Consider the following 26,757-nt stretch of genomic DNA (forward strand, 5'->3'; position numbering starts at 1 on the left):
ACCGGCAGTAGAGGCAGGAGGCCTTCATGAACTCACTGAAGATTGCCGCAACCGGCATGGCCGCGCAGCAGATGCGCGTCGAGGTCATCTCCAACAACATCGCGAACATGAGCACCACGGCCTATGCGCCGCGTTCGGCACAGTTTGCGGACCTGCATTACCAGCAATTGCTGCCGCCGGGTGCGGTCTCTTCGGAAACAGGCACAACCGTGCCTGCGGGCATCCAGCTGGGCATGGGTGTGCGTCCGTCCGTCGTCTCCATGGAGATGATCCAGGGTGTTCTGGAAAACACCGGCGGCGATCTTGACCTTGCCATCGAAGGGCGCGGCTTCTTCGAGGTCGAGCTGCCGAGTGGCGAGAGCGGCTATACGCGCGACGGCAAGTTCAACCGTTCCGCTGACGGTCTTGTCGTTACCGCCGATGGTTATCCGCTAGCGGACAATATCGTCATACCCAACGATGCACGGGAGATTACGATCAGCGCCGATGGCACTGTCACTGCCTTTTTCGATGACATACCGGCAGGCCAGCAGATCGGCCAGATCACCATGACCGTCTTTGCCAACGAAAAAGGCCTGGAGGCGATGGGCTCCAACCTCTATCGCGAAACCGCTGCTTCCGGCGCGCCGATCACCGCAGCGGCGGGCACGCAGGGCATCGGCGTCATGCGTCAGGGCTATCTTGAGGAATCCGGCGTCGATGTCGTCGCCGAGATTTCGGAACTGATCGAAGCCCAGCGCGGATACGAGCTGAATTCAAAGGTCATCTCCGCTGCCGACGAGATGCTCGCCGCCGCGACACGGGTGCGCTGATGAAAAAGCTTGTTGCCATCATTGCCCTCATCGCCGGGACCGGGTCACCAGCCATCGCCGCCGACGTGATGGCGGTGACAACGCTGGAGCGCGGTCGCATCCTGTCCGTTTCGGACATCGACATATATCCGGCCGCAGGCGAAGATCCGTATATGGTGCACCAGGCCTATGTCGGTAAACAGCTCAAGCGCACGGTCTATGCCGGCAGCGAGATCTCGCCGATGCACCTGCAGGAACCGGTACTGGTCCAGCGTAACGCCATGGTCACCATGACCTACAAGTTTGGTACACTGACCATCGTTACATCGGGCCGGGCGCTGGGGAATGGCTCGACGGGGGAGCTGGTCGACGTGATGAACCTTGAATCCCGAAAGACGGTCCGGGCGCTGGTAACAGGTCCCGACCAGGTGATCGTACAATGACGAATAAATCCATCCTCGCTCTCGCCCTCCTTGCGCTCGGCACCGCTGCCTGTGCGTCAGGCTCACCGGCCTATTACCCGGCACAGGCGCCGATTACGGCGCCGGGCCCGTCCTATGCGCCGCTGGCTGTCTCCTATGCCGAGCCGCCGCGTGATGGCGCATCTGCGACGTCGCTGTGGAGCAGCGGGCCGACATCGCTGTTCGGTGACCGCCGCGCTTCGAAGCTTGGCGATATCGTGACCGTGGTCATCGAACTGGACGAGGAAGCAGAGTTCCAGAATTCCATGACCGCCGGTCGTGCCAATGAGGAAAACTTTTCCGTAGGCGCCCTGTTCGGTCTGCCGGAATGGGCAAATGGGGTGCTGCCGAATGGCGCGACCGTCAATCCTGCAGTCGACCTGACCCGTGAGCGATCGGCCTCCGGAAATGGCGCGATCAGCCGGCAGGAGAAACTGACCCTGCGCCTCGCCGCCCAGGTCATCGAGGTTCTGCCGAATGATTATCTTTTCGTGGTCGGAACCCAGGAAATCCGGGTCAATCACGAAACCCGCCAGTTGCAGGTCACGGGCCTGATCCGGCCGGAAGATATCACCCGGCTCAATACGATCACTTATGACAAGATTGCCGAGGCACGGATTGCCTATGGCGGTGTCGGTCAGCTGAACGATGTCGTGTCGCGCAGCAATGGCTCGAAAATCCTGAACAAGGTCATCCCGTTCTAGGGGAACAGTCATGATAAAGAATCTTGTCGGCGGTATCATCATGGTGATCTTCGTGATCGGCGGGGCAATTGCCGCCGATGCCCTGAAGCCGGGTGAAAAGCGCTTTTTCGAGAATGCAGAAACCGGTGGCGGACACGGCGACGAAGCTGAAGCCTCCGCCGATGCTCACGGCGAGCCGGCCAAGGAGAAGAAGACAGCGAAGAAGGATGCCCATGGCGGCGGTCACGGTGAGCCAGCAATGACCGGCTCAACGGCCTATTACAAGTTCTCTCGCCAGTTCATCGTGCCGGTCGTCAGTGACAGCAATGTCCAGTCATTGGTCATTCTCGACCTGAACCTGGAGATCGAGCCGAACCTTGCTGAAGACCTCTATGCCATGGACCCGAAGCTTCGCGATGTCATCATGACGGAGTTGATCGCCCTGTCGAATGAAGGGCGCTTTGATCGTCGCATGACCGATCCGGCAAACTATGCAGAAATCCGTACACGGCTGCTTGCCGCTGTCCAGACCATCCAGCAAAAGGGTGTCAGGGATGTGCTGATCCTCGACATGGCGCGGCAGGATCAGTAGTCGATAGCTGCTTATTCCCCGGCAATGCGGGTCACTTTCGCAGCACTCTGGGTCATGCGGTTTTCGAAACCGAGCATGACCTCGCCATTCTCGATCGAGGCCTGGGTTACCTTGGAGATTATCTTCGGCTCCATCATGCCGAGCGGCTGGCCGCCCTGATAAAGCTCGATCACCATCTGATACAGGCCATGATCGGCATCCGCGTTGTTGGCGGTCTTGCCATCCCAGCTCCATGGTGATTGCGCCGGATCGAGAGATTGTGTGTCGATTACCTCACCTGATGTGTCACGAATGACCATCAGCGCCTGGTCGGCTTCCATTGGAATATCGGCTGTGAAGTCGACCTCACCACCCTGATAGGGTAGCCACGACGTCGTCACGGCTGCGTCCTGACCAACCCACTCGCCAGCGGCGTTCGAATACATCTCTGCGATCATCAGCGAGATGCTTTCAAGCTGGTCGTTCGTGCGCACCTGCTGTTCGAGGGAAGAGAATGTCGCCAGCTGCTCGACGAACTGGGTGGAGTCCAGCGGTGCCAGCGGGTCCTGGTTGCGGATCTGCGCAGTCAGCAGTGTAAGGAATGTATTGAAATCTTCAGAGACGGGGTTCGAACTCTGTTTCATCGCCTCGACGCTGGTTTGCGACGAAGTTGACGTTGCACCTGTTACATCCATGCCAGTCTCCTTCCTAGAGCCTGATGTCTATTGTATCCGCAGACCATGCCGGCCTGTATGCCTGCGGCGCATTCTGCGCCTTTGTTTCGCTGTCCCGGGTGGAAGGGTATTGTCCACCTGAATGATGATGCCGTTCGGCCTGTTGCTGGCCAGTGTTCTGTTGACCCAGCTGCTGCTGTCCAGCATGTCCGGTGTCGCGCCCGCCACTGCCCATGGTGACATTGACGTCGGTAAAGCCGGCAGAGGCCAGGTCGCGCATCAGGACATCGAGGCTGCGGCGCATCAGCGTGGCCGTCTCCGGTTGGTCCGCATGCAGAATGGCGGTTACGCGGTTGTCGCCATCGAACCGGAAATCGATGCTGACACGGCCCAATTCCGGCGGGTCAAGGCGCAGTTCCATCCGACCCGATCCCTTGTGGGATGTTTCGATGGCAGTGGCAACCTGCTGCAGGGCCTGGCCCTGGGTCGCCGGGTCAGCAATCATCCGTGCAAGGCTACCCGCATTGGACGCAGAGGCCTGTGTCGCAGCCGTGCTGCCGGGTGTGAACAGGGCCTGTTGCGCCTCTGACTGGCCTGTCGCCTGACCCGGTATTGATTGCTGTACGGTCTTTGCCGGCGCATCGGCTGTCTCGACTGGCGTGGCTGCATTATCAGACTTGGGCGCAATCTCGCCCTGTACTAGAGCGCTGGCTGGCATTCTTGCCGAGCTCGCCGGCGCAAGTGTCGCGGCAGGGGCGTCAGCCAGTGCACTCGTGTTCGCGGACGGGGTCGGTATGACCGTTGACGATGACAATGTCTGCTGCGTGGCGCCCTGTACTGCAGATGACTGGTTCGCAACCTGCTGACCTGACGCAGACTGCGATCCTGCCTGCGAGGTTGACTGCGCAAAAGATGCCCGTACCTCGGCGACCTGGCTGCCCTGCGGTCCAGCTGGCGCTGCATTGGCAGCAGGAGTGGCTGATGCCAATGGTGCACTGAAATCAACCGGTACTGAGAGCTGCGATTGCGTACCAGGACTGACTTGCGCAGCGGGTGCTATCTTGGCTGCTTCATCCGCATGCGGTGTGTAACTGGCGATAGTAATGTTGAAGGCAACGCTCGGCAGTCTCACGCCTTGAGGGTGTGAAATATGCCGGGCATGGGCAGGGGATTGTGCTGCAACCTGTTCCTGCAAGGACCCTGTCAGCAAGATGCGCGAGGAAGTCTCAGCCCTGGAGAGCGTGGTCGCAGCATCGCCAGTGTTTTCAGTCGGGATGGCTGCACCCGTCTTCAGGGGAGGTGTCGTGACAGATGAGCCTGCAGCCGTTTGTGTGGCCTGGCCCGGATTGATACTCGCCTTGTCCGGACCTTTCGACAGCGGCAGCGCAGTCTCCGCGGGCCTTGCCATGTTGGCGTCGACCCGGCCCTCGCCATAGCTGGTTGAGCGGCTGGTGTTCGCCCCGCCCTCAATCCTGGTGGCAGGCGCGAACCCTTCGGCAGGATCTGTCATGGTCGGCACGGATCCAGGTGCCATCGTCCCCATATTGCCGGGTTTGTCTTCCGCAAGGGTGAGGGCAGACCTCGCTGTCAACGCAGTATCCAGTGTGGCGTTCGGCGAGCCGGCTGCTGCAGCCTTGTCGGCCTTCATTATCGGCAGCGTCTCAGGGCTTGACGCCTCATCGGCTGCCGTAGACGTATAGACATCAGCGACCAGGACAGATGCGGCGTTTGGCACGCGCAGCGTATCGGGTGCGATGGGTGTCGCTGCTGGCGATATATCGGCGATGGCAAGTTCAGCGTTGTTCGTCGTCATATCCGCAACGGCCAGACCCTGGCTGTTCAGGCCACGGCTTTCATTGCGTTCTACAGTAGTATTAACAGTCGGGGATATCCGGTTTCCGGTTACGGCATAGCGCTGCAATATGTCTTGCGGGATTTCAGCCGTACCTGCTGTGGCAGTGGACATTTCGTCTGTTAACGGTTCAGCGGAAATTTCCGTCCGGGAAGCTGTGTCAAAGGCACTCGCAAAGGCGCGGCTTTCCTGTTGCTGGTGAAGGGAGATGCGGGTTTCCCCACGCGCGCCAAAGCCTTTGGCGGCGGGTGCTGCGGACGCCTGCAGCGGGTCTTCCCCGGAGTACAACAGGTCAGACAGGAGTTGCATCTACTACCTTTCAAACTCTACGAACCTTGTTAACCTTCAAATAGTTTACCAATCCTTTACGAACTGGCGTTTAGAAATTGGTAAGAGAAGTAAACAGACGGTTTTTCGTGATGACCGACACAGCATCGATCAACGCCATTTCGACCAATGTCCTGACCGGCAAAGGCAGGGATGTGCAGGATGCTGACGCTGCTGAACAGAACGAAGCGCGCCTGCGCGATGCTGCGAAACGCTTCGAGCAGAGCTTCATTGCCCAGATGCTGACCTATAGCGGGCTTGCCGAGTCGCTGACGAGCGGGGATGGCGAGGGGGCTGAAGCCTTCACGACTTTCTATATCGACCAGCTGGCGGAACGCCTGTCGGACCAGGGCGGTTTTGGTCTCGCTGACACGATTTACAAGCGGCTTGCGGTCTATCAGGGTCGTGGCGATGCACAGCCCGATCTCGACAAGGGTCTCTGATATGCAAAATCCTGATGCCGTAAAACAATCCCTGTCCGAACTGAACGGCTTGCTGGAGCAGGAAAATATCATCCTCCTGTCCGGCGAGTATACCGGCCTGCGCGATATTGCAGAGCGCAAGACAGCCCTCGTAAGGGACGTCGAAACTTTCATTGCACAGGCCCGGCCGGATGAAATCGATGACAGTCTGAGGCGTGGTCTCGCGGCTCTTCAGAAACTGACCCGGCATAATGGCGTGCTCCTGAAAGCCGCCTATAACGGCTCGAAGGCCGCACAGTCCCGTCTTGCCCAGATCGCAGGCGAGCAATCCAATGTCGGTGCCTATTCGGTAACCGGCAAAAGCATCATCTCAACCGAGGCGATTATCTCCCGTCAGAAAACAGTTTAGACGATTAACTAAAATTTATCGTTTGATTGTCTAAAGTCTGATCATACAGCCCGGATTGGCTGTGCCGGTGTACCCCGGAAACGTCAGGAAGACGTAGGTTACTGACCACAAAATTTGTCAGTTCGAAATGGCTGTCCATTTGGGCAGGCAAACGCAAATAAGCGTCTTCAAGGCGCATTATGAGGGATCAAACCTATGTCCAGCATCAATTTCAACCAGAGTGCGCTCGTCGCTCTCGACACGCTTAAAGGGATCAACAAGAACCTCGGCACGATCCAGTCGCAAATCTCGACCGGTAAATCCGTTGGTTCGGCCAAGGACAACGCCGCTATCTGGGCGATCTCCAAGGTCATGGAATCCGACGTTGGCGGTTTCGCCAAGATCAATGAATCACTGAACCTCGGTTCTTCTACCGTCGCCGTCGCCCGCGCTGGCGCCGAGCAGATCGAAGGCCTTCTGGAAGACATGAAGGGCCTCATCATCTCCTCGCAGGAAGAAGGTCAGGACCAGGACAAGATCCAGACGGATATCGACCGCCTGAACGACCAGATCGGTTCCATCATCGACGCTGCCCAGTTCAACGGCGTCAACATGCTGAAAGGCCAGGACACCCTGTCTGTCCTGTCTTCGCTCGACCGTTCGTCCACCGGCGTTGCCACATCGACGATCTCCGTCAACCGCCAAGACCTGAAAGCAACGCAATCCGTCGACACTGCCGCTGGCGTCTATGCCGCTGGTACAGGTGGTTCGGCTGCAACGCTGAACGCGACGCAAACCCAGACCATCACTGTCGGCACCCCTACAGCAGGTGTTGCCTACTCTATCGGTCTGACGGGTACGGACGCTGACTCTTCCGCATTCGTTCCGGCGACCTACACGACCGCGGGTACTGCCACAGGTGCTGCCAACATCTCTTATGTCGCCCGCGAAGGTGACACAGCTGCTGATGTTGCTGCTGGCCTTGCTGCTGCTTACGCTACCTATGCCGCTGACAACTCGCTCAGCACATCGGTTCTGAACGTCACCGCTGACGGCGCTGACCTCGACTTCACGTCCGGTGTTACCGACGGTACGGACACGATCGCCGTTCGCCTCGACACGGTAACGTCCGATGACAACGTCGCTGCCGGTGTACTGACCGATGTCGCTTCTATCGACGTCACCACCACAGAAGGCGCAACTGCCGCCTTGGCGACCATCGAAACTGCCATTCAGGGTGTGGTCAATGCCGCTGCCGAATTCGGTTCTGCCGAGAAGCGCATCGACAACCAGATGGAATTCGTCGGCAAGCTGATGGACTCCATGAAGGCCGGCATCTCGGCCCTCACCGACACCAATATGGAAGAGGCCTCGGCCCGTCTTCAGTCCCTGCAGGTCCAGCAACAGCTGGGCGTCCAGGCGCTGTCGATCGCCAACGGCTCGTCGCAGACGATCCTGTCGCTCTTCCGCGGCTAATGAAGAAATGGCGGCCCCCAAGCGGGGCCGCCGCTCTCTCTCAGTCTACCTGAATTAAGGAATTAGTGTTATGTCCAGTATCAATTTCAATCAAAGCTCGCTCGTCGCTCTCGATACCCTGAAAGGGATCAACAAGAACCTCGGCAACATCCAATCGCAAATTTCTACCGGCAAGTCCGTTGGTTCCGCTAAAGATAACGCCGCTATCTGGGCGATCTCCAAGGTCATGGAATCCGATGTCGGTGGCTTCTCCAAGATCAATGAATCCCTGAACCTCGGTTCTTCCTCCGTTGCTGTCGCGCGCGCTGGCGCCGAGCAGATCGAAGGCCTTCTGGGTGACATGAAGGACCTCATCATCTCCGCACAGGAAGAAGGTCAGGACCAGGAAAAGATCCAGACGGATATCGATCGCCTGAACGAGCAGATGACGTCCATCGTCAATGCTGCCCAGTTCAACGGTGTCAACCTGCTGAAAGGTGGCACGGAAAGCCTTTCCGTCCTGTCTTCGCTTGACCGTTCGTCCACGGGTGTTTCCACCTCGACGATCTCTATCACGCGTCAGGACTTCACGACGAATGCCCAGTCCGTCGACACTTCCGGCACCTATGCTGCCGGCACGGGTACGGATACGGCTACACTCGACGCTACCCAGTCCCGTACGCTGACTGTTGGCACCCCGACCGCCGGTGTGGCCTACTCCATCGGCCTGACGGGTACGGACGCTGACTCATCGACATTCGTTCCGGCGACCTACACGACTGCCGGTTCTGCAACAGGTGCCGCCAACATCGCCTATGTTGCGAAAGATGGCGATACTGCCGCTGACGTTGCTGCCGGTCTGGCCGCTGCTTACGCAACCTACGCCGCGGACAACTCGCTCGATACGGACCTGCTGAACGTTACGGCAAGCGGTGCCGACCTGACCTTCACGTCAGACTCCACCGATGGTACGGACACGATCGCCGTTCGCCTCGACACGGTGACCTCTGACGACAACGTCGCCAAGGGCCTCCTGTCCGACGTAAACTCGATTGACGTCACCACCACCGAAGGCGCAACTGCCGCCCTCGCCACGATCGAAACTGCCATTCAGGGCACTGTCGATGCCGCTGCCGAATTCGGTTCTGCCGAGAAGCGCATCGACAACCAGATGGAATTCGTCGGCAAGCTGATGGACTCCATGAAAGCCGGTATCTCGGCCCTGACCGACACCAATATGGAAGAGGCTTCGGCCCGTCTTCAGTCCCTGCAGGTCCAGCAGCAGCTGGGTGTCCAGGCCCTGTCGATCGCCAACGGCTCGTCGCAGACGATCCTGTCGCTCTTCCGCGGCTAATAGACTATCCGGAGGCGGACCTTACCCGGTCCGCCTCTTTTTCGGCGCCGGATTTATGGTTAACCCCGGTTAACCGCAGCTGAGGACCAGCTTCCGCCGATACTTCTCATACCAAGAAGCATCACCCCTACGGGAGCCTGTCATGTCCAGTATAAACTTCAACCATAGTGCCCTTGTCGCCCTTGATACCCTGAAAGGGATCAACAACGATCTCGGTACGATCCAGTCGCAGATTTCCACCGGCAAGTCCGTTGGTTCGGCCAAGGATAATGCCGCCATCTGGGCGATTTCCAAGGTCATGGAATCCGACGTTGGCGGTTTCGCCAAGATCAGTGAATCCCTGAACCTCGGTTCTTCCTCCGTCGCCGTCGCCCGCGCCGGTGCCGAGCAGATCGAAGGCCTGCTTCAGGACATGAAGGGGCTGATCATTTCTTCGCAGGAGGAAGGGCAGGACCAGGAAAAGATCCAGACCGATATCGATCGCCTGAAAGAACAGATTTCTTCCGTTACCAACGCTGCCCAGTTCAATGGGGTCAACCTGTTGAAGGATGGTGCTGAGATGAACGTGCTGTCATCGCTGGACAGAAGCTCGACAGGTGTCGGTACCTCAAATATCATGATCAATCGCCAGGATCTGAGCACCGCCACGCAATATGTCGATACGAGTGGGGACTTCGCCTTCGGCGATACCGTGCTCTATCTCGACGCGACCCAGTCCCGCACGCTGACGCTGGACGATCCAGTCGCAGGCGTCGCCTACTCGATCGGGTTCCACGGTCTCGACGCTGACGATTCTTCGTTTACGCAGGCGACTTACCAGAGCGGTAACACGGCCGCTGCGTCTGAGCCGCTCGCCTATGTTGCCAAGAGTACCGACACGAAGGCTGATGTCGCAACTGCCCTTGCGGCGGCCTATGCCCAATATGCGGTGGACAATGGTCTCGATACGAACGTCCTGAATTTCACCGCATCAGGCGATGACATTATCGCCACGTCTACCGTCACCGATGGTACAGACACGATCGACGTGCACATCGATACCATCGTCAGCGACAATAACGTTGCGCGGGGCGTCCTTGCCGATGTCGATGCGATTGATGTGACATCCGTTGCCGGTGCGACGGCGGCACTCGATACGATCGAAACCGCCATACAATCGACCGTCGATGCGGCAGCCGCCTTTGGTTCGGCCGAGAAGCGCATCGATAACCAGATCGAGTTCGTCGGCAAGCTGATGGACTCCATGAAGGCCGGCATCTCGGCCCTCACCGACACCAATATGGAAGAGGCCTCGGCCCGTCTTCAGTCCCTGCAGGTCCAGCAACAGCTGGGCGTCCAGGCGCTGTCGATCGCCAATGGCTCCTCGCAGTCAATTCTGTCGCTGTTCCGCGGCTAGACGAATGAAGGGGCGGGCGCCTTGAAGCCCGTCCCGGCCCCCGGTTTTGCCGGGTAAAACCAAGCGCAGGCAGGCCGCCAGCCCTGTCAGGCCTTCTGGTCCGTTAAGAATTGTTGACGGAGCTTGAGGCTTTTTTGCGTTTCTTAAGGTTGTGTTTACCAAATGCGTTAAGAAATGTGTCCCAAAGCGGCACTTAACGATGAGGGAGCCCATCCTATGTCCAGTATCAACTTCAACAAGAGCGCGCTGGTCGCGCTGGATACGCTGAAGGGGATCAGCAAGAACCTCAGCGAGATCCAGTCGCAGATCGCGACCGGCAAGAAGGTCGATTCCGCCAAGGACAACGCAGCGATCTGGGCCATCTCCAAGGTCATGGAATCCGATGTCGACGGCTTCGCCAAGATCAACGAGTCCCTCAATCTCGGGGCTTCATCGGTTGCGGTTGCCCGGGCGGGTTCGGAACAGATCGAAGGCCTGCTGGAAGACATGAAGGGCCTGATCATCGCCGCCCAGGAAGAGGGCCAGGACCGCGACAAGCTGCAGACCGATATCGACCGCCTGAACGAACAGATAACCTCCATTATCGACGCGGCACAGTTCAACGGCGTCAACCTGTTGAAAGGTGGCGACGCGGTCAACATCCTCGCATCGCTCGACCGCTCCGCATCGGGCCTCGCCACCTCCAGCATCCGCGTCGACCGTCAGGACATGAAGGCAGAACAGGTTGTCGACACCGCCGCTGGTGTCTATGCCGCCGGTACCGGCGCATCCGCCGCGACGCTGAACGCCACGCAGACGCAGGACATCACCGTCGGTACACCGACCGCCGGGGTTGCCTATTCCATCGGCCTGACGGGCACGGACGCGGATTCCTCTGCCTTTGTCCCGGCTACCTATACAACGGCAGGCACGGCAACGGGCGCCGCCAATATCGCCTATGTCGCCCGCGAAGGTGATACGGCCGCTGATGTGGCCGCCGGCCTTGCCGCAGCCTATGCCGACTATGTCGCTGATAACGGGCTGGATACGGACGTCCTGAATGTCTCCGCCGATGGCGCGACGCTGACCTTTACCTCCGGCGTCACGGATGGCACGGACACGATCGCGGTACGGCTCGATACGGTTACCTCAGACGACAACGTTGCAAGCGGTGCCGTAACCGACGCAGCCAATATCGACGTCACAACCACGGAAGGTGCCGCGCGTGCCCTCGCGACTATCGAACGCGCCATCCAGGCGACTGTCGATGTCGCTGCCGAATTCGGTTCCGCCGAAAAGCGGATTTCCAACCAGATGGAATTCGTCGGCAGACTGATGGATGCGATGAAGGCGGGTATCTCCGCCCTGACGGATACAGACATGGAAGAGGCCTCGGCCCGTCTTCAATCCCTGCAGGTACAGCAACAGCTCGGTGTCCAGGCGCTGTCGATCGCAAACGCGTCGCCGCAGCAGCTGCTATCCCTGTTCCGCAGTTAACCAATTCTTATCCACGCCAGCGATATTATCGGCTCAGGGCGTCCGGATATTAAATGAGACGGCCAGGGCAAAGGGTTATTCGAATGTATAATAGTGGACTAGCTGCAAAGGCCTACGCGACCAGCAACCGGGAAACGGCTTCGGGCAAACAGATCGAGTTGAAGGTATTCTCCTCAATTACTGCCCGCATCGCTGCTGCAGATACCGATACCGTCGGCGGTTTTGCCGAACTTGCCGAAGCCATGCACGAAAATGTCCGTCTGTGGAACATCATCGCCGTCGATGTCGTCGACAGCGATAACCAGCTCTCCCAGGACCTGCGCGGCATGCTGTTGCAGCTTGCAGACTTCACCAGCCGGCACACGATGAAAGTGCTGCGCGGCGAGGCATCGCGCGACGTGCTGGTCGACATCAACAAGGCAATGATCGGCGGACTTTCCGGGATCGTGCCTGACGCGGAGGAGGCGGCGTAACATGGCTGGACTGGTACTGAACCTGCGACCGAACGAGAAGTTCATCATCAACGGCGTTGTCGTGCAGAACGGTGCCAAGCGCGCCCAGATCCGCATCGAGAATGAAGACGCCAACGTGCTGCGGGTTCGTGATGCCATCCATCCAAAGGACGTCAACACGCCGGTCAAGCGCGCCTATTACATCGCGCAGCTGCTCATCTCCTGCGATATCGAGGAAGCCGAAGGCCGCAGGAAACTGGCCGGTGCCCTTGAGGACCTGCTCGGCGTTTTCCGCATGGGCGAGCCGGCAGAGCGCCTGGCCAAGGCCGTGGAATCCCTGCAGGAGCGTCGCTACTATTCGATCATCTGCCATCTGAAGGCGATCCTGCCGGCAGAAGAAGCGCTGCTGAATTATGCCCATTCGCGTCACACGATGGGCGAGCCCCTGCTGAAACAGGCCGTGTAATGAGCTACACGCCGGTCATTCCCCTGAACGGTTATACCGGCTGGAAATTCGTGCAGCGGACTTATGACCGCCAGTTCGAGAGCTTTACCAAGTCGCCTGAAGTTGCGCGCAATATCGACTATTTCAAGGAAAACATTCGCAACGCAACGACGGTGCAGGACCTGGTCACCGACCGCCGCCTGCTGACCGTCGCGCTGGAGGCGTTTGGCCTGGGCGAAGACATCAACAAGGGCGCCTGGGTGCGCAAGATCCTCGAGGAAGGGACGCTGGACGAGGATGCCTTTGCCAACAGGCTCGGCAATCCTCAGTATCAGGAGTTTGCCCGCACTTTCGGCTATGGCAATGGCGGGTTCGACCCGACCGACAAGCAGATCGAGCGCATCATCGAGAATTACCGCACCCGCGCCTTCGAGCAGGCGGTCGGCAATGTCGACAATGACATGCGTCTTGCCCTGAACTTCGAGCGTGAAATCGGCGCCATCGCCAATAACGAGAACCTGTCAGAGGTTGGCGGCTGGCTGAAGATCACGGCATCGCTTCCCTTGCGTGAAGTGGTCGAGGCGGCGTTCAACCTGCCCAAGGAATTTGCCCAGCTCGATCTCGACCGGCAGACTGAAATCCTTGCCGACAAGTCGTTCCAGATCTTCGGCGATAAATCCGTGTCCGCCCTGGCCGATCCGGAAAATGTCGAGACCATGATCCGCCGGTTCCAGCTACGCCGTCAGGCGGAAAACGGACCATCGGCCCTGACACCGGGCTATAGCGCGCTGCAGGTTCTGCAGGGCGGTGGCGGGCTCGGCTCGGTCGGCATCGCAAACCTTCTGCTTTCCAATATCTGATCGGGCCAATATCTGATCAGGCTTTGCCTTTGGCAGCCTCTTCAACCGCTTGCGGCTGCATGGCCAGAATCTGCATCAGCTTTTCATAGCTTTCATGGGTCGTCGCCGGGGATTTCTCCCCGATGAACTTGTCGAGCTGCGGCCAGATCCTGACCGCCTCGTCGAGCAACGGGTCGGTGCCGGGGGAATACAAACCTGCACGGATCATCGGCGCTGCCTCCTCATAGGCGCCGAGCAGCGACCGTCCACGCGAGAGGACTGCGTTCTCGGCAGCGCTCGCCGCATGGGGCAGGGAACGGGAGACGGACCGGCGCACATCGATGGCCGGGTAGCGCCCGCGTTCGGCGATCTGGCGGTCGAGCACGACATGGCCGTCGAGTATACCGCGCACCATGTCGGCGACCGGCTCTTCCATGTTCGATCCCGCGACCAGCACAGAGAAGACGGCGGTGATATCGCCTGAACCTTCCAGGCCCGGACCCGCGCGCTCGCATAATCCGGCAACGGCGCGGAAAGTCGATGGCGGGAAGGCGCGCAAGGACGGCGTCTCGCCCGCAGACAGGGCGACCTCGCGATGGGATTCGGCAAAGCGGGTCAGGGAATCGAACAGCAAGAGCACATGCTTGCCCTGGTCGCGGAAATATTCCGCCGTCGCCATCGCCATATAGGCGGCGCGTTTTTTCAAAGGCGCCGGATCGGAAGAGGTCGCGGCAAAGACGACAGAGCGTTTCAGGCCTTCAGGGCCCAGCGCCTCCTCGGCGAAGGCGCGCACTTCGCGGCCACGCTCGCCGATCAGAGCGAGGACGACGATGTCCGCCTCCATGTGTCTGGCGAGCTCCGACAGCATGACCGACTTGCCGACGCCCGAACCCGCAAACAGGCCGAGGCGCTGGCCCTTGCACAGGGGCAGGAAGGTGTCGAGGGCACACAGGCCTGTATTCAGCCGGGTGCCCAGCGCCTTGCGTCGCGGAGCGGGCGGCGGCGGGTTCTTCAGCGGCATTTCCAGCGGACCCGCTGGTGGGCTGTTGCCCTCCGCCGTCAGGCCGAAAGGGTTGAGGATGTGCCCGGTCCAGAAGGGCGAAGGTTTCGGGCCGACCTGGCGGCCGAAGCTCGCCTTCGCCCCGACGCGGATGGCGCTTGCCTCGTCATAGAGGATGGCGACGGCGCTTTCCTCGTCCATGGAGATGACTTCGCCGCCGATCTGGTGACCATTGCCGTTCTCGATGGTAACCCGGTCACCCAGATGGGCGACGCCGGACAGGCCGGTAATATGCGCGACATCGCCCTTCACCGCGCTGACATGGCCCCAGAAGGGCTGGTCCGCGGCGGTCGACAGGGAGGAGAGGGCTGATTCCAGTCGGGTGACGCGCATAAATAAGTTAACCGCTGTTAGGATTTATTAACCATTTGATAACGATATCGCGGCATTTTTTACTGAATCGTTAACCTTGGTAAACAAATCGCGAATTGCCTCATGAAAATTCTCGACGATCTTTCCGCCCTGTCCCGCTATTCCGCCCAGCGCCATTCGGTGCTGTCGGACAATATAGCGAATGCCAACACCCCCGGGTATAAAGCGCAGGACCTTCAGCCATTTGACGAATTCTACAGCAAGGCGCGCCAGCTCAACGCCGTCGACACCATGGATGCTCCCATCGTTCGGATGGAAACGAAAGCCGTGGTTTCGCCGAATGGCAACAACGTCTCGCTCGACGAACAGATGCTGAAGACGGCAGAGGCCAAGGGCCAGCACGACATGGCGCTGGCGGTCTACAGGAAGACGATCGACATTTTCCGCCTCGCGCTGGGTCGCAACGTTTAGGCCAGGAGGGATAGAAGATGGACTCACTCGGTAAATCCATGAGCGCTGCGGCGAGCGGCATGAGCACCCAGTCTTTCCGCATGCGCATCGTCAGCGAAAACCTGTCGAACGCCGACACCAATGACTATCAGCGCAAGCTCGTCTCCTTCGCTACCGTTTATGACACGGAGACCGGCGAGGAGACCCTGACCGTCGGACCGGTGCGCACCGACAAGACACCAGGTGACAAGGTCTACGAACCGTTCCACCCTCTCGCCGATGCAGAGGGCTATGTCACCAAATCGAATGTGGACATGATGATCGAAATGGCCGACGCGAAAGAAGCGGGCCGTTCGTATGAAGCAAACCTGACGGCGTTCCAGCAGGCGCGGGACATGTATTCCAGCCTGATCGCGCTGCTCAGGCGGTAACTGAAAAGGGAGGTATTGAGACATGGAAGCGTCTTCTCTTGGTGCCTTAAAGAATTATGCCAGCGCCCGCCAGGCGCTGACGCCGGATTCCAAACAGGCCTCCGGCCCTGACCTTGGCGGTGCCAAGCCATCGGGCGCGAGCGACAATATTGCCGACGCGGCGAAACAGTTTGCCGATGTTTTCGAACACGCCGAGACTTCCGCAGAAGCGATGACAACCGGCAATGCCGATGCGCACTCCGTCGTGGAGGCGCTGGCCCGGGCCGAAGTCGCGCTGGAAACCGCAGTAACGATCCGTAACCGCGTCGTGGAAGCGTATCAGGAACTGCTCAGAATGCCGGTCTGATACCGGTATGACGCCGGTTTTGGACCGGAGCAGGGCACTTATATGAGCGAGCTAGAAATCCTCTCCATCCTGCGGGAATTCCTGTGGGCGGCAGCACTGATCTCCATGCCGTTGCTGGTCGCCGCGCTGCTAGCCGGTGTGATCGTCGGCCTGTTGCAGGCGCTGACGTCGATCCAGGAGATGACGCTGACCTTCGTGCCGAAGCTCGCCATCATGCTGATCGTGTTTTTCGCTTCGTCGGGTTTCATGGCGCGGGTGATGCTGTCGCTGTTCGATGAACGGGTCCTGCCCGTCATCTCGCAATAAACACAACAACAAGAAGGGCTGCCCTTGCAGGGTTTATGACGGGGATCAATGCCTGAGCTGAGTATCCGGTCACTCTATCAACCGACAGTGCTGCTGGCGCTGGCGCTGATGGTGGTCATCGTCATGATGGTCCTGCCGATACCGGCCTGGATGCTCGATATCGGGCTGACGGCGTCGTTTGCCTTCGCGATCCTGATCTTCACCATCACCCTGTTCATCGAGAAGCCGCTGGATTTCTCGTCCTTCCCGTCGATCCTGCTGGCCTCGCTGCTGCTGCGCCTGTCGCTCAACATCTCCTCGACCAAGCTGATCATCGGGGAGGGGCATACGGGCACCGATGCGGCGGGCGGCGTGATCGAGGGGTTTGCGAACTTCATCATGGGCGGGAACATGTTCCTCGGCCTGATCGTCTTCTGCGTGCTGATCATCGTCAACTTCATGGTCATCACCAAGGGCGCGGGCCGTATGGCGGAGGTTGGCGCACGCTTCGCCCTCGATGCCATGCCGGGCCGCCAGCTCGCCATCGACTCCGATGTCGCCGCCGGCGCGATCAGCCATGACGAGGCCAAGCGCCGGCGCGAGATCGAACAGGAGGAGGCATCCTTCCTCGGCTCGCTCGACGGTGTGTCGAAATTCGTCAAGGGCGACGCGATTGCCGGTCTCCTCATCACGCTCCTGAACCTGATCGCCGGCATGGCGATCGGGCTTGGTGTGCACCAGCTGTCCTTCGGCGAAGCGGTGCAGAACTATTCGATCCTGACGGTCGGCGACGGTCTCGTCTCGCAGATCCCGGCAGTCATCATCTCGATCTCTGCCGCGCTGCTGCTGTCCAAGGGCCGGGGCGAGGGGTCTGTCGACCTTGCGCTTTTCGACCAGCTCGGCAAGCATCCGGCGGCGCTGTATACGGTTTCTGCGATCCTCCTGATCTTCGGCCTGATGCCGGGCCTGCCCTTCCTGCCGTTCACCGTCGGGGCGGGGCTGATGGCGTTCGTTGCGTGGAACGAGCAGCAGAAGCGCAAGAAGGCTGCCGAGGCGGAAGAGAAGCGCCAGAAGGAAGAAGACGCGATCGAGCCGGAGAAGCTGCTGGGCGACGTGCTCGATCTCGATGACATTCATATCGAGCTGGCCAAGGACCTCGTGCCGGTGACGATGGACCCGGAATTCGGCTTCGACCAGAGGATCGAGAAGATCCGCAAGTACATCGCCGAGGAATATGGCTTCATCGTTCCGGCGATAAGGCTGACGGATTCGGCGACGCTTGAGTCCGGCAAGTACCGGATCAAGATTCAGGGCACGGAAGTTGCCGCGAACAAGATCGTGCCGAACCACCTGCTCGCCCTGATGGAGGACAATGCCCATCCGGAGATCCGCGGCGACAAGGTGAAGGAACCGGTCTATGGCGCGTCAGCGCGGTGGGTCGCGACGGGCCAGCGCGAGGAATTGCTGATGAACGGCGTGCCGGTCGTCGAGGCGCCGGAAGTGCTGGCGACGCATATACTGGAGACGATCCAGGCGAATTTCGGCAAGCTGATGACCCGCCGGGCGCTGCGCGAAATCCTCGATGCGTTTACCCATCTGACCAACCCCGAGCGCTCCAAGAACAACCAGCGCATCCTCGATGAATTCGTGCCGGATAAAGTGCCGGAAGACACGCTGCAGTCCGTGCTGCGATTGCTGCTGGAGGAGCGGGTGTCGATCCGCAACCTCGCGGTGATCCTCGAGACGATCTCGGAAGTGAAAGGCTCCCTCAACTCGGCGGAACAGATCGCCGAGTTCGTGCGCCAGCGCCTGTCCTTCCAGTTCATCTTCAAGCTGCGTGACGATGCAGGCAAGCTGCCGCTGGTTCAGCTGGGGCCGAAATGGGAGGAGCTGTTCTCAGAGCACGAGCTGACCGGCAAGAACGGCCAGACGGATATTGCGCTGCCGCCCGGCGAGTTCAACCGGCTTGCCGGCGCCATACAGGAGAAGCTGAACCATTCCGCCTCGCGCGGCACCTATGCGGCGATCGCCACCTCGACCCGACGTCGCCGTTTCCTGAAGACCGTGCTGGCGGCCAAGGGCATCCGCAACCCGGTCATCGCCTATGAGGAAATTCCGCCCTCCGAACAGCCCGCGATCGTGGGAATCGCTTGATAATAAACAGTCCTCGTCCTTCGAGGGCGACTTGCGTCGCCACCTCAGGATTAGGACTTTGGTATGGGGCTGCCTCACCCTGAGGTGGCCAGCTTGCTGGCCCACGAAGGGCGGCAGCCAGTGGGATGAAAAATGGAGTTTCTCGAACCCGTCAACCAGATGATCCTCGACAATGGCGATTATATTGCCAGTGTCATGGCGATCTTCGTGCGGGTGTCGGTGCTGGCCTTCTTCCTGCCCGGTATTGGCGAGACGCAGATCCCTGTACGGGGGCGGCTGATCGCGGCTTTCGTCATCACCTGGATGATCGTGCCGCCGGTGCTCGCCCGCTATGATGTCGACACGACCAGTGCGGCGACGATCACGGCGGCGTTCTTTGCCGAGGCGTTCAGCGGGTTCATCCTGGGGTTTGCCTTCCGCGTGATGATCTGGGTCCTGCAGATGGCCGGCACGATCATCGCCCAGGCGATGTCGCTGTCACAGCTGCTGGGCTCCACCTCCGAAGAACCCAACACGACGATCTCCTCGATCCTGATCCTTGCGGGCACGGCGCTGGCGGTGAGCATGGACCTGCATATCGAGGCAATCCGTGTGCTGATCCAGTCCTATGACACTTTCGCCCTCGGCCAGTTTGCCGATACGGATACGGCCGCTTACTGGTCGCTGCAGCGCTGTGCGGAGGCTTTCTCCTTTGCGCTTGCCCTGTCGCTGCCCTTCGTGATCCTGAATTTCATCTACAACGTCATGCTCGGCGCGATCAGCCGGGCGATGCCGCAGCTGATGGTCGCCTTCGTCGGTATCCCGGCGATCACCGGGGCGGGCCTCCTCCTGTTCTTCCTGTGCGCGACGACGATCCTGACGGTCTGGGCCGGCGGCTTCTCCAGCGTGCTCGACGACATCATCGCGATGGGGAGATAGGCCGTGGCGGAGGGACAGGACGAAGGCCAGGAAAAGTCATTTGACGCAACCCCGCACAAGATTGCCGAGGCGCGCAAGAAGGGCGACGTGCCCCAGTCGCGCGAGGCGAACACTTTCATGCTCTATGCCGGGTTTGCGATCATGGTCATGCTGGTCGGCGCCAGCACGGCGACATCCCTCGCCAGCCGCCTGACGAGCTTCCTCGCCAAGCCCGACGCCTATGCCTATGAGCTGCTGTTCAACCCGGACAAGAAGCTGTTCGCCGACCTGATGATGACGTTTGGCTCGCTGCTGGCACCGGTCTTCGTCATTCCGGCGGCGTTCATCATCTCCTCGGTCGTGGCGCAGCAATCGGTCGTGTTTGCGACCGACAAGATCAAGCCGAAGATGAGCAAGATCAATCCGATCTCCAACGCCAAGCAGAAATACGGGCCGGACGGGATCGGCGAGTTCGTGAAGAGCGGCGTGAAGATGCTGACCGTTGCGGTCATCACCGGTCTGTACCTGTGGCAGCAATATTTCGACCTGCCCGGCTATTCGCAACTGCAGGCCGGGCTGCTGCCGGGCGAGCTGCGCGAGCAGATCCTGATGCTGCTGATCTATATCATCATCGCGTCGGGCGCGATTGCCGCCGTCGACCTGCCCTGGCAGCGCCACCGCCATGCGGAAAAGCTGAAGATGACCTTCGAGGAAGTTCGCAAGGAACAGAAGGAACAGGAAGGCGACCCGCACCAGAAGCAGGAACGGCGCAAGCGGGCCCAGATGATCGCCACCTCGACCATGCTGCAGGACGTGAAGAGCGCCGATGTCGTTATCGTCAACCCGGAGCACTATGCCGTTGCGCTGAAATGGTCGCGCAAGAAGGATTCCCTGCCGGAATGTGTCGCAAAGGGTGTCGATGAACTGGCCCAGCGGATCAAGGAAAATGCAGCAGAGGCAGGCGTGCCGATCCGCTCCGACCCGCCGACGGCGCGCTCTCTCTATGCCGGTGTCGAAATCGGAGAGGTGATCCAGCCCGACCATTACGCCGCCGTCGCCGCCGCCATCCACTTCGCCGACACGATGCGCAAGAAGATGAAAGCGCGGGGACGTTAAGGGGGGCGATAGATGAAGGAACTGGAGAAATATCACGAAATCCTCCGACTGCTGAAAATCCGCGAAACGGCAGCCGAGAAGGCGCTTGCCTCGGTGCTGGCTGACAGACGCAAGTTGACGGAGCAGGCGGACAGGTTTCGCGCGCAGGCGCTGGCGGCGGTGGCTGAAGGGGAGGTGCCGAGCGCCGGGGCGATGCTGGCCGCAGACCGCACAGGGCTCGTCCTTCGCAAGAAGGCGAGCGAGAGCCTGCAACAGGCGCAAAGGCTTCAGCCCGAAATCGAGGCGCGCGAAAATGCGCTACGGGAAATCATCGGCAAGGTGACAGCGATGAAGGATGTGATCGAGCGGCTGGAGTTCGTCGCCGGACAGCAGGAAGAGGAACGCCAGGACGAGGCGAGCCTGAGTGCGCTGCAACAGCGCCGCTACTGACCCTGTAAAACCAGCCTTGTGATAAAGTATCGTCGTGAAATTTTAACTAGGTTAATAGTTAAGCTAAAAATAGCGACGCTGGTAGCATATTGTCGCCCGTTTATCGCTTGGTTCTGGTAAACGTCGCGCGCCTCCCCACATACTGGATACGTTCAGTCGCACCCTCGTGCGGTTTGAGCGAATCTTGGAAACCTGCGGTCTTACCAGCCGCGTGCCCGGGCGCTACCCACGCCCGGGTCTTTTTTCGCCTGCGATTACTGGCTGCCTTTGCGCGTCTCTTCGATCTCGGCGAGGATCTGCTTCTTGTACGACCGGCCGACCGGCACGCTGTCGCCATTGCGCAGGTGCAGGGTGTAGGCACCGGTCGAAGAGTGGCTGAGGCTCTCTATCTGGCGGCGATTGACGATGGCCGAGCGGTGGACGCGCAGGAAGGCACTTTCGGGCAGTTTCTCCTCTACCGATGTCAGGGTCGAGCGCATCAGATGGGTGCGCCCGTCCAGGTGCAGGCGGACATAGTCGCGCTCCGCCTCGATCCAGATGATACTCGCTGCAGTGACGCGGGTGATAACATCCCTGTCCTTGATCCAGAAATCGGCGATTTCGGGTTTTGCGGTTTCGTCCCTGCCGCTGTTGAGCGTGGCAAGGGTCTTCTGCAGGTCTTTCACTCTCTCTATTGCCGAGACCTGCTCCAGCCGCTCCCGCGCCCGGGCAATGGCGCTTTTCAGCCGGGCGAAGGCGACGGGCTTGAGCAGGTAGTCGATGGCGTCGCGTTCGAAGGCGCGCACGGCGTAATTGTCAAAGGCGGTGACGAAGATGATGGCAGGGGCGCAGTCACGCTCCGTCAGCATGCTGACAAGGTCAAAGCCGTTCATGCGCGGCATCTTTATGTCGAGAAGGATGATGTCTGGTGTTTCATCCTCGATCATGTGCAGCGCCTCGGCACCGTCGCGAGCCTCGCTGATGGCGCCGATGCCCTCTATGCCGTCAAGGCCGTGGCGCAGGCGCCGGCGGGCGAGGGGTTCATCATCGACGATGAGAACGGAATGGGGTTTCATTGGGCGGCCTCGATTCTTGGCATTGTTATTGTGGCTGCGGTTCCCCCTTCGTCCCGTGTTGTCAGCGTCAGGTCGCTGTCCCTGCCGAACAGCAGCGACAGGCGCATGCGGATATTGCCGAGGCCCACGCCCTCCTTCAGCGCGCCTTCTTTCAGGTCCCCCTCTTTCAGGCTGACATCTGGCAGGCCGGGCCCATTATCGGCGACGGAGAGCACGAGATATCCGTCTACGATCCGGGCACTGATCTCTATGTGAATGGCATCGGTCGCGCCGGAGACGGCATGCTTGATCGTGTTCTCGATCAGCGGCTGCAGGATCAGCGGCGGCAGCAGCAGGTTTCGTGCGTCCGGACTGGCGCTGACATGGACCGTCAGCCGATCGCTGAACCGGTTCTGCTCGATGGAAAGATAACGGTCGATGGCTTCCAGCTCTGCCTCGACCGTGATCAGGTCGGTCGGGTCTGTATCCAGACTGCGGCGCAGGAACTGCGACAGCTTCATGATCATGTCTTCTGCATCGTCATTGCGCTTTTCGACGACTAGGCTGGAGATCGAGTTCAGCGTGTTGAACAGGAAATGCGGGTTGAGCTGGTAGCGCAGCATTTCCAGCTGGGCCGACTGGGCGAGATTCTCGGCTTTGGCGGCGCGGTGCTCGTTGTCGATCGCCTTTCGTGCCATGACCCAGGTAACGATGATCAGCTGCCAGACACCGGCGAGGGTGCAGTTGACGAGCGTGACCGACAGGGTCAGCTGCCAGAAGCTCATGGAGCGGAAATAGTCCAGCGGTACGGCATATTTGTACATCAGCGTATACAACGCGCCGTGGAGGAAGGACGTGAGCGCAAAGGCGAGGATGAAGAACGGCCAGCGCGCCGCATGGCGCGCGGTGAACATGGCATAGATGACAATGCCGGTGAGATAGGCCGGAATGATCGACAGGCTGTAGGCACCGAAGCGCTGCCACAGGAACCGCCACTCGCCGCTATCCAGCAGAACACCGAGAGAAACGATGAAGAAGGACAGGAGCCAGTAGACGATGGCAGCGACCAGGAGGCCGATATAAATGCGCGGACGCAGACGAAACATGCGTGAGGGCCCAGATATTTGGTGCAATGATGCACTGTCAGTTGTCGCCGAGCCATGGGGGCCGGTCAAAACCGTTCGTCGCAGTCTGCTCGCCATTGGTCGCAATTGTCCAGCGGCAGGACGGATATTCCGGGGGGAGGCGGTGGATGGTACCCCGTTTACATGGCGGCTGTTCATCCCCCTTTTTCGCGGTTATAGTTAACCCTTGAGGGGCTTGGGGAAAGTGCCCCCTCAGGGGAAGGGGTTTACGACATGCGGCTGATACCAGTTCTTTTTATCGCCTTTGCGGTGGCGATCAGCGTCGGGGCGATCAACGCGATTGCACAGATGTTCGGCGTTGGCGTCGATACATGGTACGGGCCGCTGGCGGTCTTCAACCGGGTTTACATGGACCTGCTGGGCAACGCCTTTGGCGGTGCCATGAACATGCTCGACGAGCGTTTCGGCATATCGATTCCCGGCTGGAGTACCCATGCTGCGGTCCTGTATCTGGGCGCGGCGCTTGCCTTCGTTTCCGGTACGACCGGTGTCGCCCATCGCGAAAGGATCATGGAGAACATCAAGGCGACGGCGCTCGGCGCGATCGTGCCGCTGGCGATCCCGGTCTTCGTCTGGCATGTGTTCCGGATGGGGCTCGTCTCGCGCTTTGCCCGCGACAATTCCCTGTCCTTCATGGCCTATGCACTGCTGGTCGCCGGTGCCTATTTCGGTTCGGTCATCGCCAATAACCGGATTTACGCACCGGATCCGGAGAGCCAGGTGCAGGAAGCCAGCCTGAGCGCGCAAGAGATTTCGGCGATGGGCCGCATGGACGCCATGGCGGCTGAAGGTCCCCGGACGAACACCGTCAAACGCATCGACAACATCGTCGCGACGAACGATCTTTCGACCAATGCCCTCTCATCCAGCGATCTGGCACAAACGGCGAGCTTCACCGTCGAAGATGACCAGCTGAGCCCGGAATATGCCCGTGTGCTGGGCGAGACCCTCGGCCGCAACCTGCTTGAGCGGGCAGAGGCGACACCCCGGCCCAGCGGTGAGATCATTGTCGGTACTGTCCCGACGGGTATGGTCCGCCCTGTCGAGCCGATAACCGAGTAACCAGCTTCCAATCGCCGCTCACCGGCGCAATCCCATTTCGCATCCGCAATGAATCAGGCCACATAGATAGGCCTGTTTCCAGTCTGCGAAGTGAGTGCTGATGCAATCGACCGACATTCTCCTGCCCTGGCGCGACATCATGGTCGATTCCGTGCGCCGCGATGTGCCGGACCTGTCGATGCGCCAATGGGCGATCCTGCTGTCGGTCTATCTCACGCCGGGACCCCACACCGTGCGCAAGATGTCTGCCGATTTCGGTATTCCGAAACCGGCGATATCCCGCGCGCTCGATGCCCTGTCGATCCTTGGCTTCATCCAGCGGGTCCGCGACCCGAACGACAAGCGTATCGTGCTGGTGCGCAAGACAGCCGATGGCGCGCTGTTCGTCGACGAGTTTGCCCGCCGGGTGGAAGAGCGCACGCGCCTGTCCGACCTTGGCGGCGGTTTCTAGAAACGCCCCCCTTAACCTTACCGTTTTTTCGTGTGGCAACCCTCGCGTGTCGTTCGTATGATGACTGTCATGGATAGACGACTGACACCAGCACGGCCCGACCTTGCGGCCAGCCACCTTGAGGGGCAGGTCGAGGCGGCCGCTTTCGTTGACGGCAGGAAGCATCAGGTCGTCCTGCCGGTCTGTGGCCTGCGCCGCGCGCCGGACCCGAAGGGCAGCCTGGAAACGCAGCTGCTGTTCGGCGAGACTTTCACCGTTTACGAGACGAAAGACGGCTGGTGCTGGGGCCAGGCCGAATTCGATGATTATGTCGGCTATGTCGAGGCGGCGGCGCTGAGCGCGTCGCCCGTCAGGAACACCCACCGTGTCACCGCGTTGACGACATGGCGCTATAGCGAGCCGGACCTGAAATCACCCACGCTCGGCCCGCTGCCGATGAATGCAAAGCTACAGGCTGGCACCGATGCCGGGGATAAATATGTGCGCGAGGCGCAGGGCGGCTGGGTGTTCTCCGGCCATATCGCACCACTGGCGCAGTCCACGGGCGACATGGTCAGGCTGGCGAAGACATTCCTCGGCGTGCCCTATCTGTGGGGCGGCCGGTCGAGCGCGGGGCTTGATTGCTCTGGGCTGACACAGAACGTGCTGGAACGGCGCGGCATTCCGGTGCCGCGCGATACCGACCAGCAGGAAGCGTGGTGCCGCGAGAATGGCGCGGCGGAGATTTTCCTGCGCAAGAAGGAGCGCGATGACTGGACCGGGCTGGCGCTGCATCCGGGTGATCTCGTTTTCTGGAAAGGCCATGTCGCGATGATGGTCGACAGCGAAGACATGATCCACGCCAATGCAACGGCGATGCAGGTCTCGATCGACGAGGCGCGTGAGTTTTCCGGGCGTGTCGCCACGGAATCAGGACTGGTGCAGGCGATCTACCGGATCTGATCAGTCTTCGGACTTATCGGGGGACTTGTCTGATTGATCGAGGCGGGCGCCATCAAGATGGCGCCGGGACTGATCGGCTTCCAGCGCGTCTCTTTGCTTTTCGGATTTTGTGCGGCCATGGCGGCGGCGGTTCTCGTCAGCCGCCGCATCGGCATCGGCCCGTTTGCGGGCCTTGCGGAAGCGGCGGAGATTGACGATGTCGGCCATGGCTTGAGCGGCTCCCGCTGAGGGACAAGGGCAGGTGTTCTATTCCTGAATTTCGCCCTGATTGGTCTCGCCATCGCTTTGCGTGGCGTCATCAGCCGGTTCGCCGGTTTCGGCTTCGGCTTCATCGGCGAGCTGCCCGGCTTCTTCCAGAGCTTCCTGACCGGACTCGGTCATGGTCTCTTCCGAAGCGGTGTCCTCAACCGTGATATCGGCGCCTTCTGCTTCAGCCATTTCCTCAGCCGGTTCTGCGGCCGGGGCCGGTTCCGGGAAAGGGACAGGCTCGCCGCTGGTCAGGGTGGCGAGATAAGCGAGGATGTCGGCGCGCTTCTCTTCGCGGCCGATGCGCTGGGCCATCTGGGTGCCCGGAACATAGGCTTGAGAGTTTTCCAGATAGGCATCGAGCTTCTCATAGGTCCAGGTACCTCCCAGACCGGACAGGGCGCCGGTGTAGGAGAAGCCGGCATGGGACGCCACGTCTGCCCCGACGACGCCCCACAGGTTCGGGCCTGTGCCATTGGCACCACCCTGCTCGAAGGTGTGGCAGGCCTGGCAGATGGCAATGCCGCGCTCGCCGGCAGCGGCGCTGGCATTGGCGAGCAGCGTGCCGAGATCGACTTCCGCTTCGGCAACGGCAGGGCCGCCTTCGAGCGTAAACTCGATCGGATAGGCGAGACCCAGCGGGTTGCTCTCGTCATGTTCTCCGTCATGGGCTGCGGAGCCATGGTGGCCGCCACCGCCGTAAAACACATTCACCAGGATCGGCAGGCCGAAGAACATGAGCGCGACCGACAGGCCGGCGGCTGCGAATTTATTGAAAAAGAGTTCATCCTTCATGGATACTTTTCCCGGG

The 26,757-nt window shown here is 60.2% G+C and carries 31 protein-coding genes; 24 read left to right on the plus strand and 7 right to left on the minus strand.

Annotated elements, in window-relative coordinates:
• The first annotated feature begins 26 nt into the window (after positions 1–26).
• The 4 genes from flgG to FF098_RS00225 are packed head-to-tail and all read left to right on the plus strand — an operon-like array spanning position 27 to position 2,527.
• Positions 27–812, plus strand: coding sequence for a flagellar basal-body rod protein FlgG (gene flgG / locus FF098_RS00210; RefSeq protein ID WP_155135664.1), 786 nt, complete (start codon positions 27–29; stop codon positions 810–812).
• Positions 812–1,234 (plus strand): flagellar basal body P-ring formation chaperone FlgA, encoded by a 423-nt coding sequence (gene flgA, locus FF098_RS00215; RefSeq protein WP_155135667.1) that lies wholly within the window; start codon positions 812–814, stop codon positions 1,232–1,234. Before flgG ends, flgA begins: the two co-directional genes overlap by 1 nt.
• Positions 1,231–1,956, plus strand: a complete 726-nt coding sequence (locus tag FF098_RS00220) for a flagellar basal body L-ring protein FlgH (RefSeq protein ID WP_155135670.1) — start codon at positions 1,231–1,233, stop codon at positions 1,954–1,956. The genes flgA and FF098_RS00220 overlap by 4 nt, the downstream gene beginning before the upstream one ends.
• 10 nt (positions 1,957–1,966) lie before the next feature.
• Entirely contained in the window at positions 1,967–2,527 is a 561-nt protein-coding gene (locus FF098_RS00225; RefSeq protein WP_155135673.1) for a flagellar basal body-associated FliL family protein, read from the plus strand.
• 11 nt (positions 2,528–2,538) lie between these two features.
• Here FF098_RS00225 and FF098_RS00230 read toward each other — a convergent pair whose 3' ends face one another.
• Entirely contained in the window at positions 2,539–3,201 is a 663-nt protein-coding gene (locus FF098_RS00230) for a flagellar hook assembly protein FlgD (protein WP_155135676.1), read from the minus strand.
• 13 nt (positions 3,202–3,214) lie between these two features.
• Positions 3,215–5,341, minus strand: coding sequence for a flagellar hook-length control protein FliK (locus FF098_RS00235; RefSeq protein WP_155135679.1), 2,127 nt, complete (start codon positions 5,339–5,341; stop codon positions 3,215–3,217).
• A gap of 110 nt (positions 5,342–5,451) precedes the next feature.
• Between FF098_RS00235 and FF098_RS00240 the strand changes: the two genes are divergently transcribed.
• The 9 genes from FF098_RS00240 to FF098_RS00280 all read left to right on the plus strand — a co-directional run bounded on the left by FF098_RS00240 (position 5,452) and on the right by FF098_RS00280 (position 13,607).
• Positions 5,452–5,802: a rod-binding protein gene (locus tag FF098_RS00240; RefSeq protein WP_155135682.1), complete on the plus strand. Its 351-nt coding sequence runs from the start codon at positions 5,452–5,454 to the stop codon at positions 5,800–5,802.
• Position 5,803: 1 nt separating this feature from the next.
• Positions 5,804–6,190, plus strand: coding sequence for a hypothetical protein (locus FF098_RS00245; protein WP_155135685.1), 387 nt, complete (start codon positions 5,804–5,806; stop codon positions 6,188–6,190).
• Positions 6,191–6,385: 195 nt separating this feature from the next.
• Positions 6,386–7,645 carry a flagellin gene (locus FF098_RS00250; RefSeq protein WP_155135688.1) on the plus strand — a complete coding sequence of 420 codons (1,260 nt, stop codon included), beginning with the start codon at positions 6,386–6,388 and terminating at the stop codon, positions 7,643–7,645.
• A gap of 70 nt (positions 7,646–7,715) precedes the next feature.
• Positions 7,716–8,978, plus strand: coding sequence for a flagellin (locus FF098_RS00255; protein WP_155135691.1), 1,263 nt, complete (start codon positions 7,716–7,718; stop codon positions 8,976–8,978).
• Positions 8,979–9,120: 142 nt separating this feature from the next.
• Positions 9,121–10,374 (plus strand): flagellin, encoded by a 1,254-nt coding sequence (locus FF098_RS00260; RefSeq protein WP_155135694.1) that lies wholly within the window; start codon positions 9,121–9,123, stop codon positions 10,372–10,374.
• A gap of 216 nt (positions 10,375–10,590) precedes the next feature.
• Complete coding sequence (locus tag FF098_RS00265) at positions 10,591–11,850, plus strand: flagellin (protein WP_155135697.1); 1,260 nt, start codon at positions 10,591–10,593, stop codon at positions 11,848–11,850.
• Between the two features lie 83 nt (positions 11,851–11,933).
• Positions 11,934–12,323, plus strand: a complete 390-nt coding sequence (gene flaF, locus FF098_RS00270; RefSeq protein ID WP_166426248.1) for a flagellar biosynthesis regulator FlaF — start codon at positions 11,934–11,936, stop codon at positions 12,321–12,323.
• Position 12,324: 1 nt separating this feature from the next.
• The gene (locus FF098_RS00275) at positions 12,325–12,768 is read left to right on the plus strand and encodes a flagellar biosynthesis repressor FlbT (RefSeq protein ID WP_155135703.1); all 444 of its coding nucleotides are present in this window, start codon (positions 12,325–12,327) and stop codon (positions 12,766–12,768) included.
• A complete protein-coding gene (locus FF098_RS00280; RefSeq protein ID WP_155135706.1) occupies positions 12,768–13,607 on the plus strand; it encodes a DUF1217 domain-containing protein in 840 nt (279 codons plus the stop codon). The genes FF098_RS00275 and FF098_RS00280 overlap by 1 nt, the downstream gene beginning before the upstream one ends.
• Positions 13,608–13,623: 16 nt before the next feature.
• On the opposite strand, the gene FF098_RS00285 is transcribed toward FF098_RS00280, so the two are convergent.
• Positions 13,624–14,979, minus strand: a complete 1,356-nt coding sequence (locus tag FF098_RS00285; RefSeq protein ID WP_155135709.1) for a FliI/YscN family ATPase — start codon at positions 14,977–14,979, stop codon at positions 13,624–13,626.
• Between the two features lie 102 nt (positions 14,980–15,081).
• On the opposite strand from FF098_RS00285, the gene FF098_RS00290 reads away from it, so the two are divergent.
• From FF098_RS00290 to FF098_RS00325, 8 genes are all read left to right on the plus strand, one after another.
• On the plus strand, positions 15,082–15,429 hold the full coding sequence (locus FF098_RS00290) for a flagellar basal body protein (RefSeq protein ID WP_155135712.1): 348 nt from the start codon (positions 15,082–15,084) through the stop codon (positions 15,427–15,429).
• A 17-nt stretch (positions 15,430–15,446) separates the two neighbouring features.
• Positions 15,447–15,839 (plus strand): flagellar basal body rod protein FlgC, encoded by a 393-nt coding sequence (gene flgC / locus FF098_RS00295; RefSeq protein ID WP_155135715.1) that lies wholly within the window; start codon positions 15,447–15,449, stop codon positions 15,837–15,839.
• A 22-nt stretch (positions 15,840–15,861) separates the two neighbouring features.
• A complete protein-coding gene (locus FF098_RS00300; protein ID WP_155135718.1) occupies positions 15,862–16,185 on the plus strand; it encodes a flagellar hook-basal body complex protein FliE in 324 nt (107 codons plus the stop codon).
• A gap of 42 nt (positions 16,186–16,227) precedes the next feature.
• The gene (locus FF098_RS00305) at positions 16,228–16,491 is read left to right on the plus strand and encodes a flagellar biosynthetic protein FliQ (protein ID WP_155135721.1); all 264 of its coding nucleotides are present in this window, start codon (positions 16,228–16,230) and stop codon (positions 16,489–16,491) included.
• Positions 16,492–16,539: 48 nt separating this feature from the next.
• Positions 16,540–18,624, plus strand: a complete 2,085-nt coding sequence (gene flhA / locus FF098_RS00310; RefSeq protein ID WP_155135724.1) for a flagellar biosynthesis protein FlhA — start codon at positions 16,540–16,542, stop codon at positions 18,622–18,624.
• 132 nt (positions 18,625–18,756) lie between these two features.
• The gene (locus FF098_RS00315) at positions 18,757–19,542 is read left to right on the plus strand and encodes a flagellar biosynthetic protein FliR (RefSeq protein ID WP_155135727.1); all 786 of its coding nucleotides are present in this window, start codon (positions 18,757–18,759) and stop codon (positions 19,540–19,542) included.
• A gap of 3 nt (positions 19,543–19,545) precedes the next feature.
• Positions 19,546–20,637 carry a flagellar type III secretion system protein FlhB gene (flhB, locus tag FF098_RS00320; RefSeq protein ID WP_155135731.1) on the plus strand — a complete coding sequence of 364 codons (1,092 nt, stop codon included), beginning with the start codon at positions 19,546–19,548 and terminating at the stop codon, positions 20,635–20,637.
• A 12-nt stretch (positions 20,638–20,649) separates the two neighbouring features.
• Positions 20,650–21,066 carry a hypothetical protein gene (locus FF098_RS00325; protein WP_155135734.1) on the plus strand — a complete coding sequence of 139 codons (417 nt, stop codon included), beginning with the start codon at positions 20,650–20,652 and terminating at the stop codon, positions 21,064–21,066.
• Positions 21,067–21,320: 254 nt separating this feature from the next.
• On the opposite strand, the gene FF098_RS00330 is transcribed toward FF098_RS00325, so the two are convergent.
• Both FF098_RS00330 and FF098_RS00335 read right to left on the minus strand, forming a co-directional pair.
• On the minus strand, positions 21,321–22,121 hold the full coding sequence (locus tag FF098_RS00330; protein ID WP_155135737.1) for a LytR/AlgR family response regulator transcription factor: 801 nt from the start codon (positions 22,119–22,121) through the stop codon (positions 21,321–21,323).
• On the minus strand, positions 22,118–23,206 hold the full coding sequence (locus FF098_RS00335; RefSeq protein WP_166426249.1) for a sensor histidine kinase: 1,089 nt from the start codon (positions 23,204–23,206) through the stop codon (positions 22,118–22,120). The genes FF098_RS00330 and FF098_RS00335 overlap by 4 nt, the downstream gene beginning before the upstream one ends.
• 252 nt (positions 23,207–23,458) lie before the next feature.
• On the opposite strand from FF098_RS00335, the gene FF098_RS00340 reads away from it, so the two are divergent.
• The 3 genes from FF098_RS00340 to FF098_RS00350 all read left to right on the plus strand — a co-directional run bounded on the left by FF098_RS00340 (position 23,459) and on the right by FF098_RS00350 (position 25,700).
• Complete coding sequence (locus FF098_RS00340; protein ID WP_155135743.1) at positions 23,459–24,307, plus strand: hypothetical protein; 849 nt, start codon at positions 23,459–23,461, stop codon at positions 24,305–24,307.
• Positions 24,308–24,407: 100 nt separating this feature from the next.
• Positions 24,408–24,758, plus strand: a complete 351-nt coding sequence (locus tag FF098_RS00345; RefSeq protein WP_155135746.1) for a MarR family transcriptional regulator — start codon at positions 24,408–24,410, stop codon at positions 24,756–24,758.
• Between the two features lie 69 nt (positions 24,759–24,827).
• Complete coding sequence (locus tag FF098_RS00350; protein ID WP_166426250.1) at positions 24,828–25,700, plus strand: C40 family peptidase; 873 nt, start codon at positions 24,828–24,830, stop codon at positions 25,698–25,700.
• Here FF098_RS00350 and FF098_RS00355 read toward each other — a convergent pair whose 3' ends face one another.
• Together FF098_RS00355 and FF098_RS00360 are read right to left on the minus strand one after the other, a co-directional pair.
• The gene (locus FF098_RS00355) at positions 25,701–25,907 is read right to left on the minus strand and encodes a DUF4169 family protein (RefSeq protein WP_155135752.1); all 207 of its coding nucleotides are present in this window, start codon (positions 25,905–25,907) and stop codon (positions 25,701–25,703) included. It abuts the gene before it with no gap.
• Positions 25,908–25,946: 39 nt separating this feature from the next.
• Positions 25,947–26,741, minus strand: a complete 795-nt coding sequence (locus FF098_RS00360) for a c-type cytochrome (RefSeq protein ID WP_155135755.1) — start codon at positions 26,739–26,741, stop codon at positions 25,947–25,949.
• Positions 26,742–26,757: the final 16 nt, after the last annotated feature.

The sequence above is a fragment of the Aquisalinus luteolus genome (assembly GCF_009712425.2).
Taxonomy (GTDB): Bacteria; Pseudomonadota; Alphaproteobacteria; order Caulobacterales; family Parvularculaceae; genus Aquisalinus; species Aquisalinus luteolus.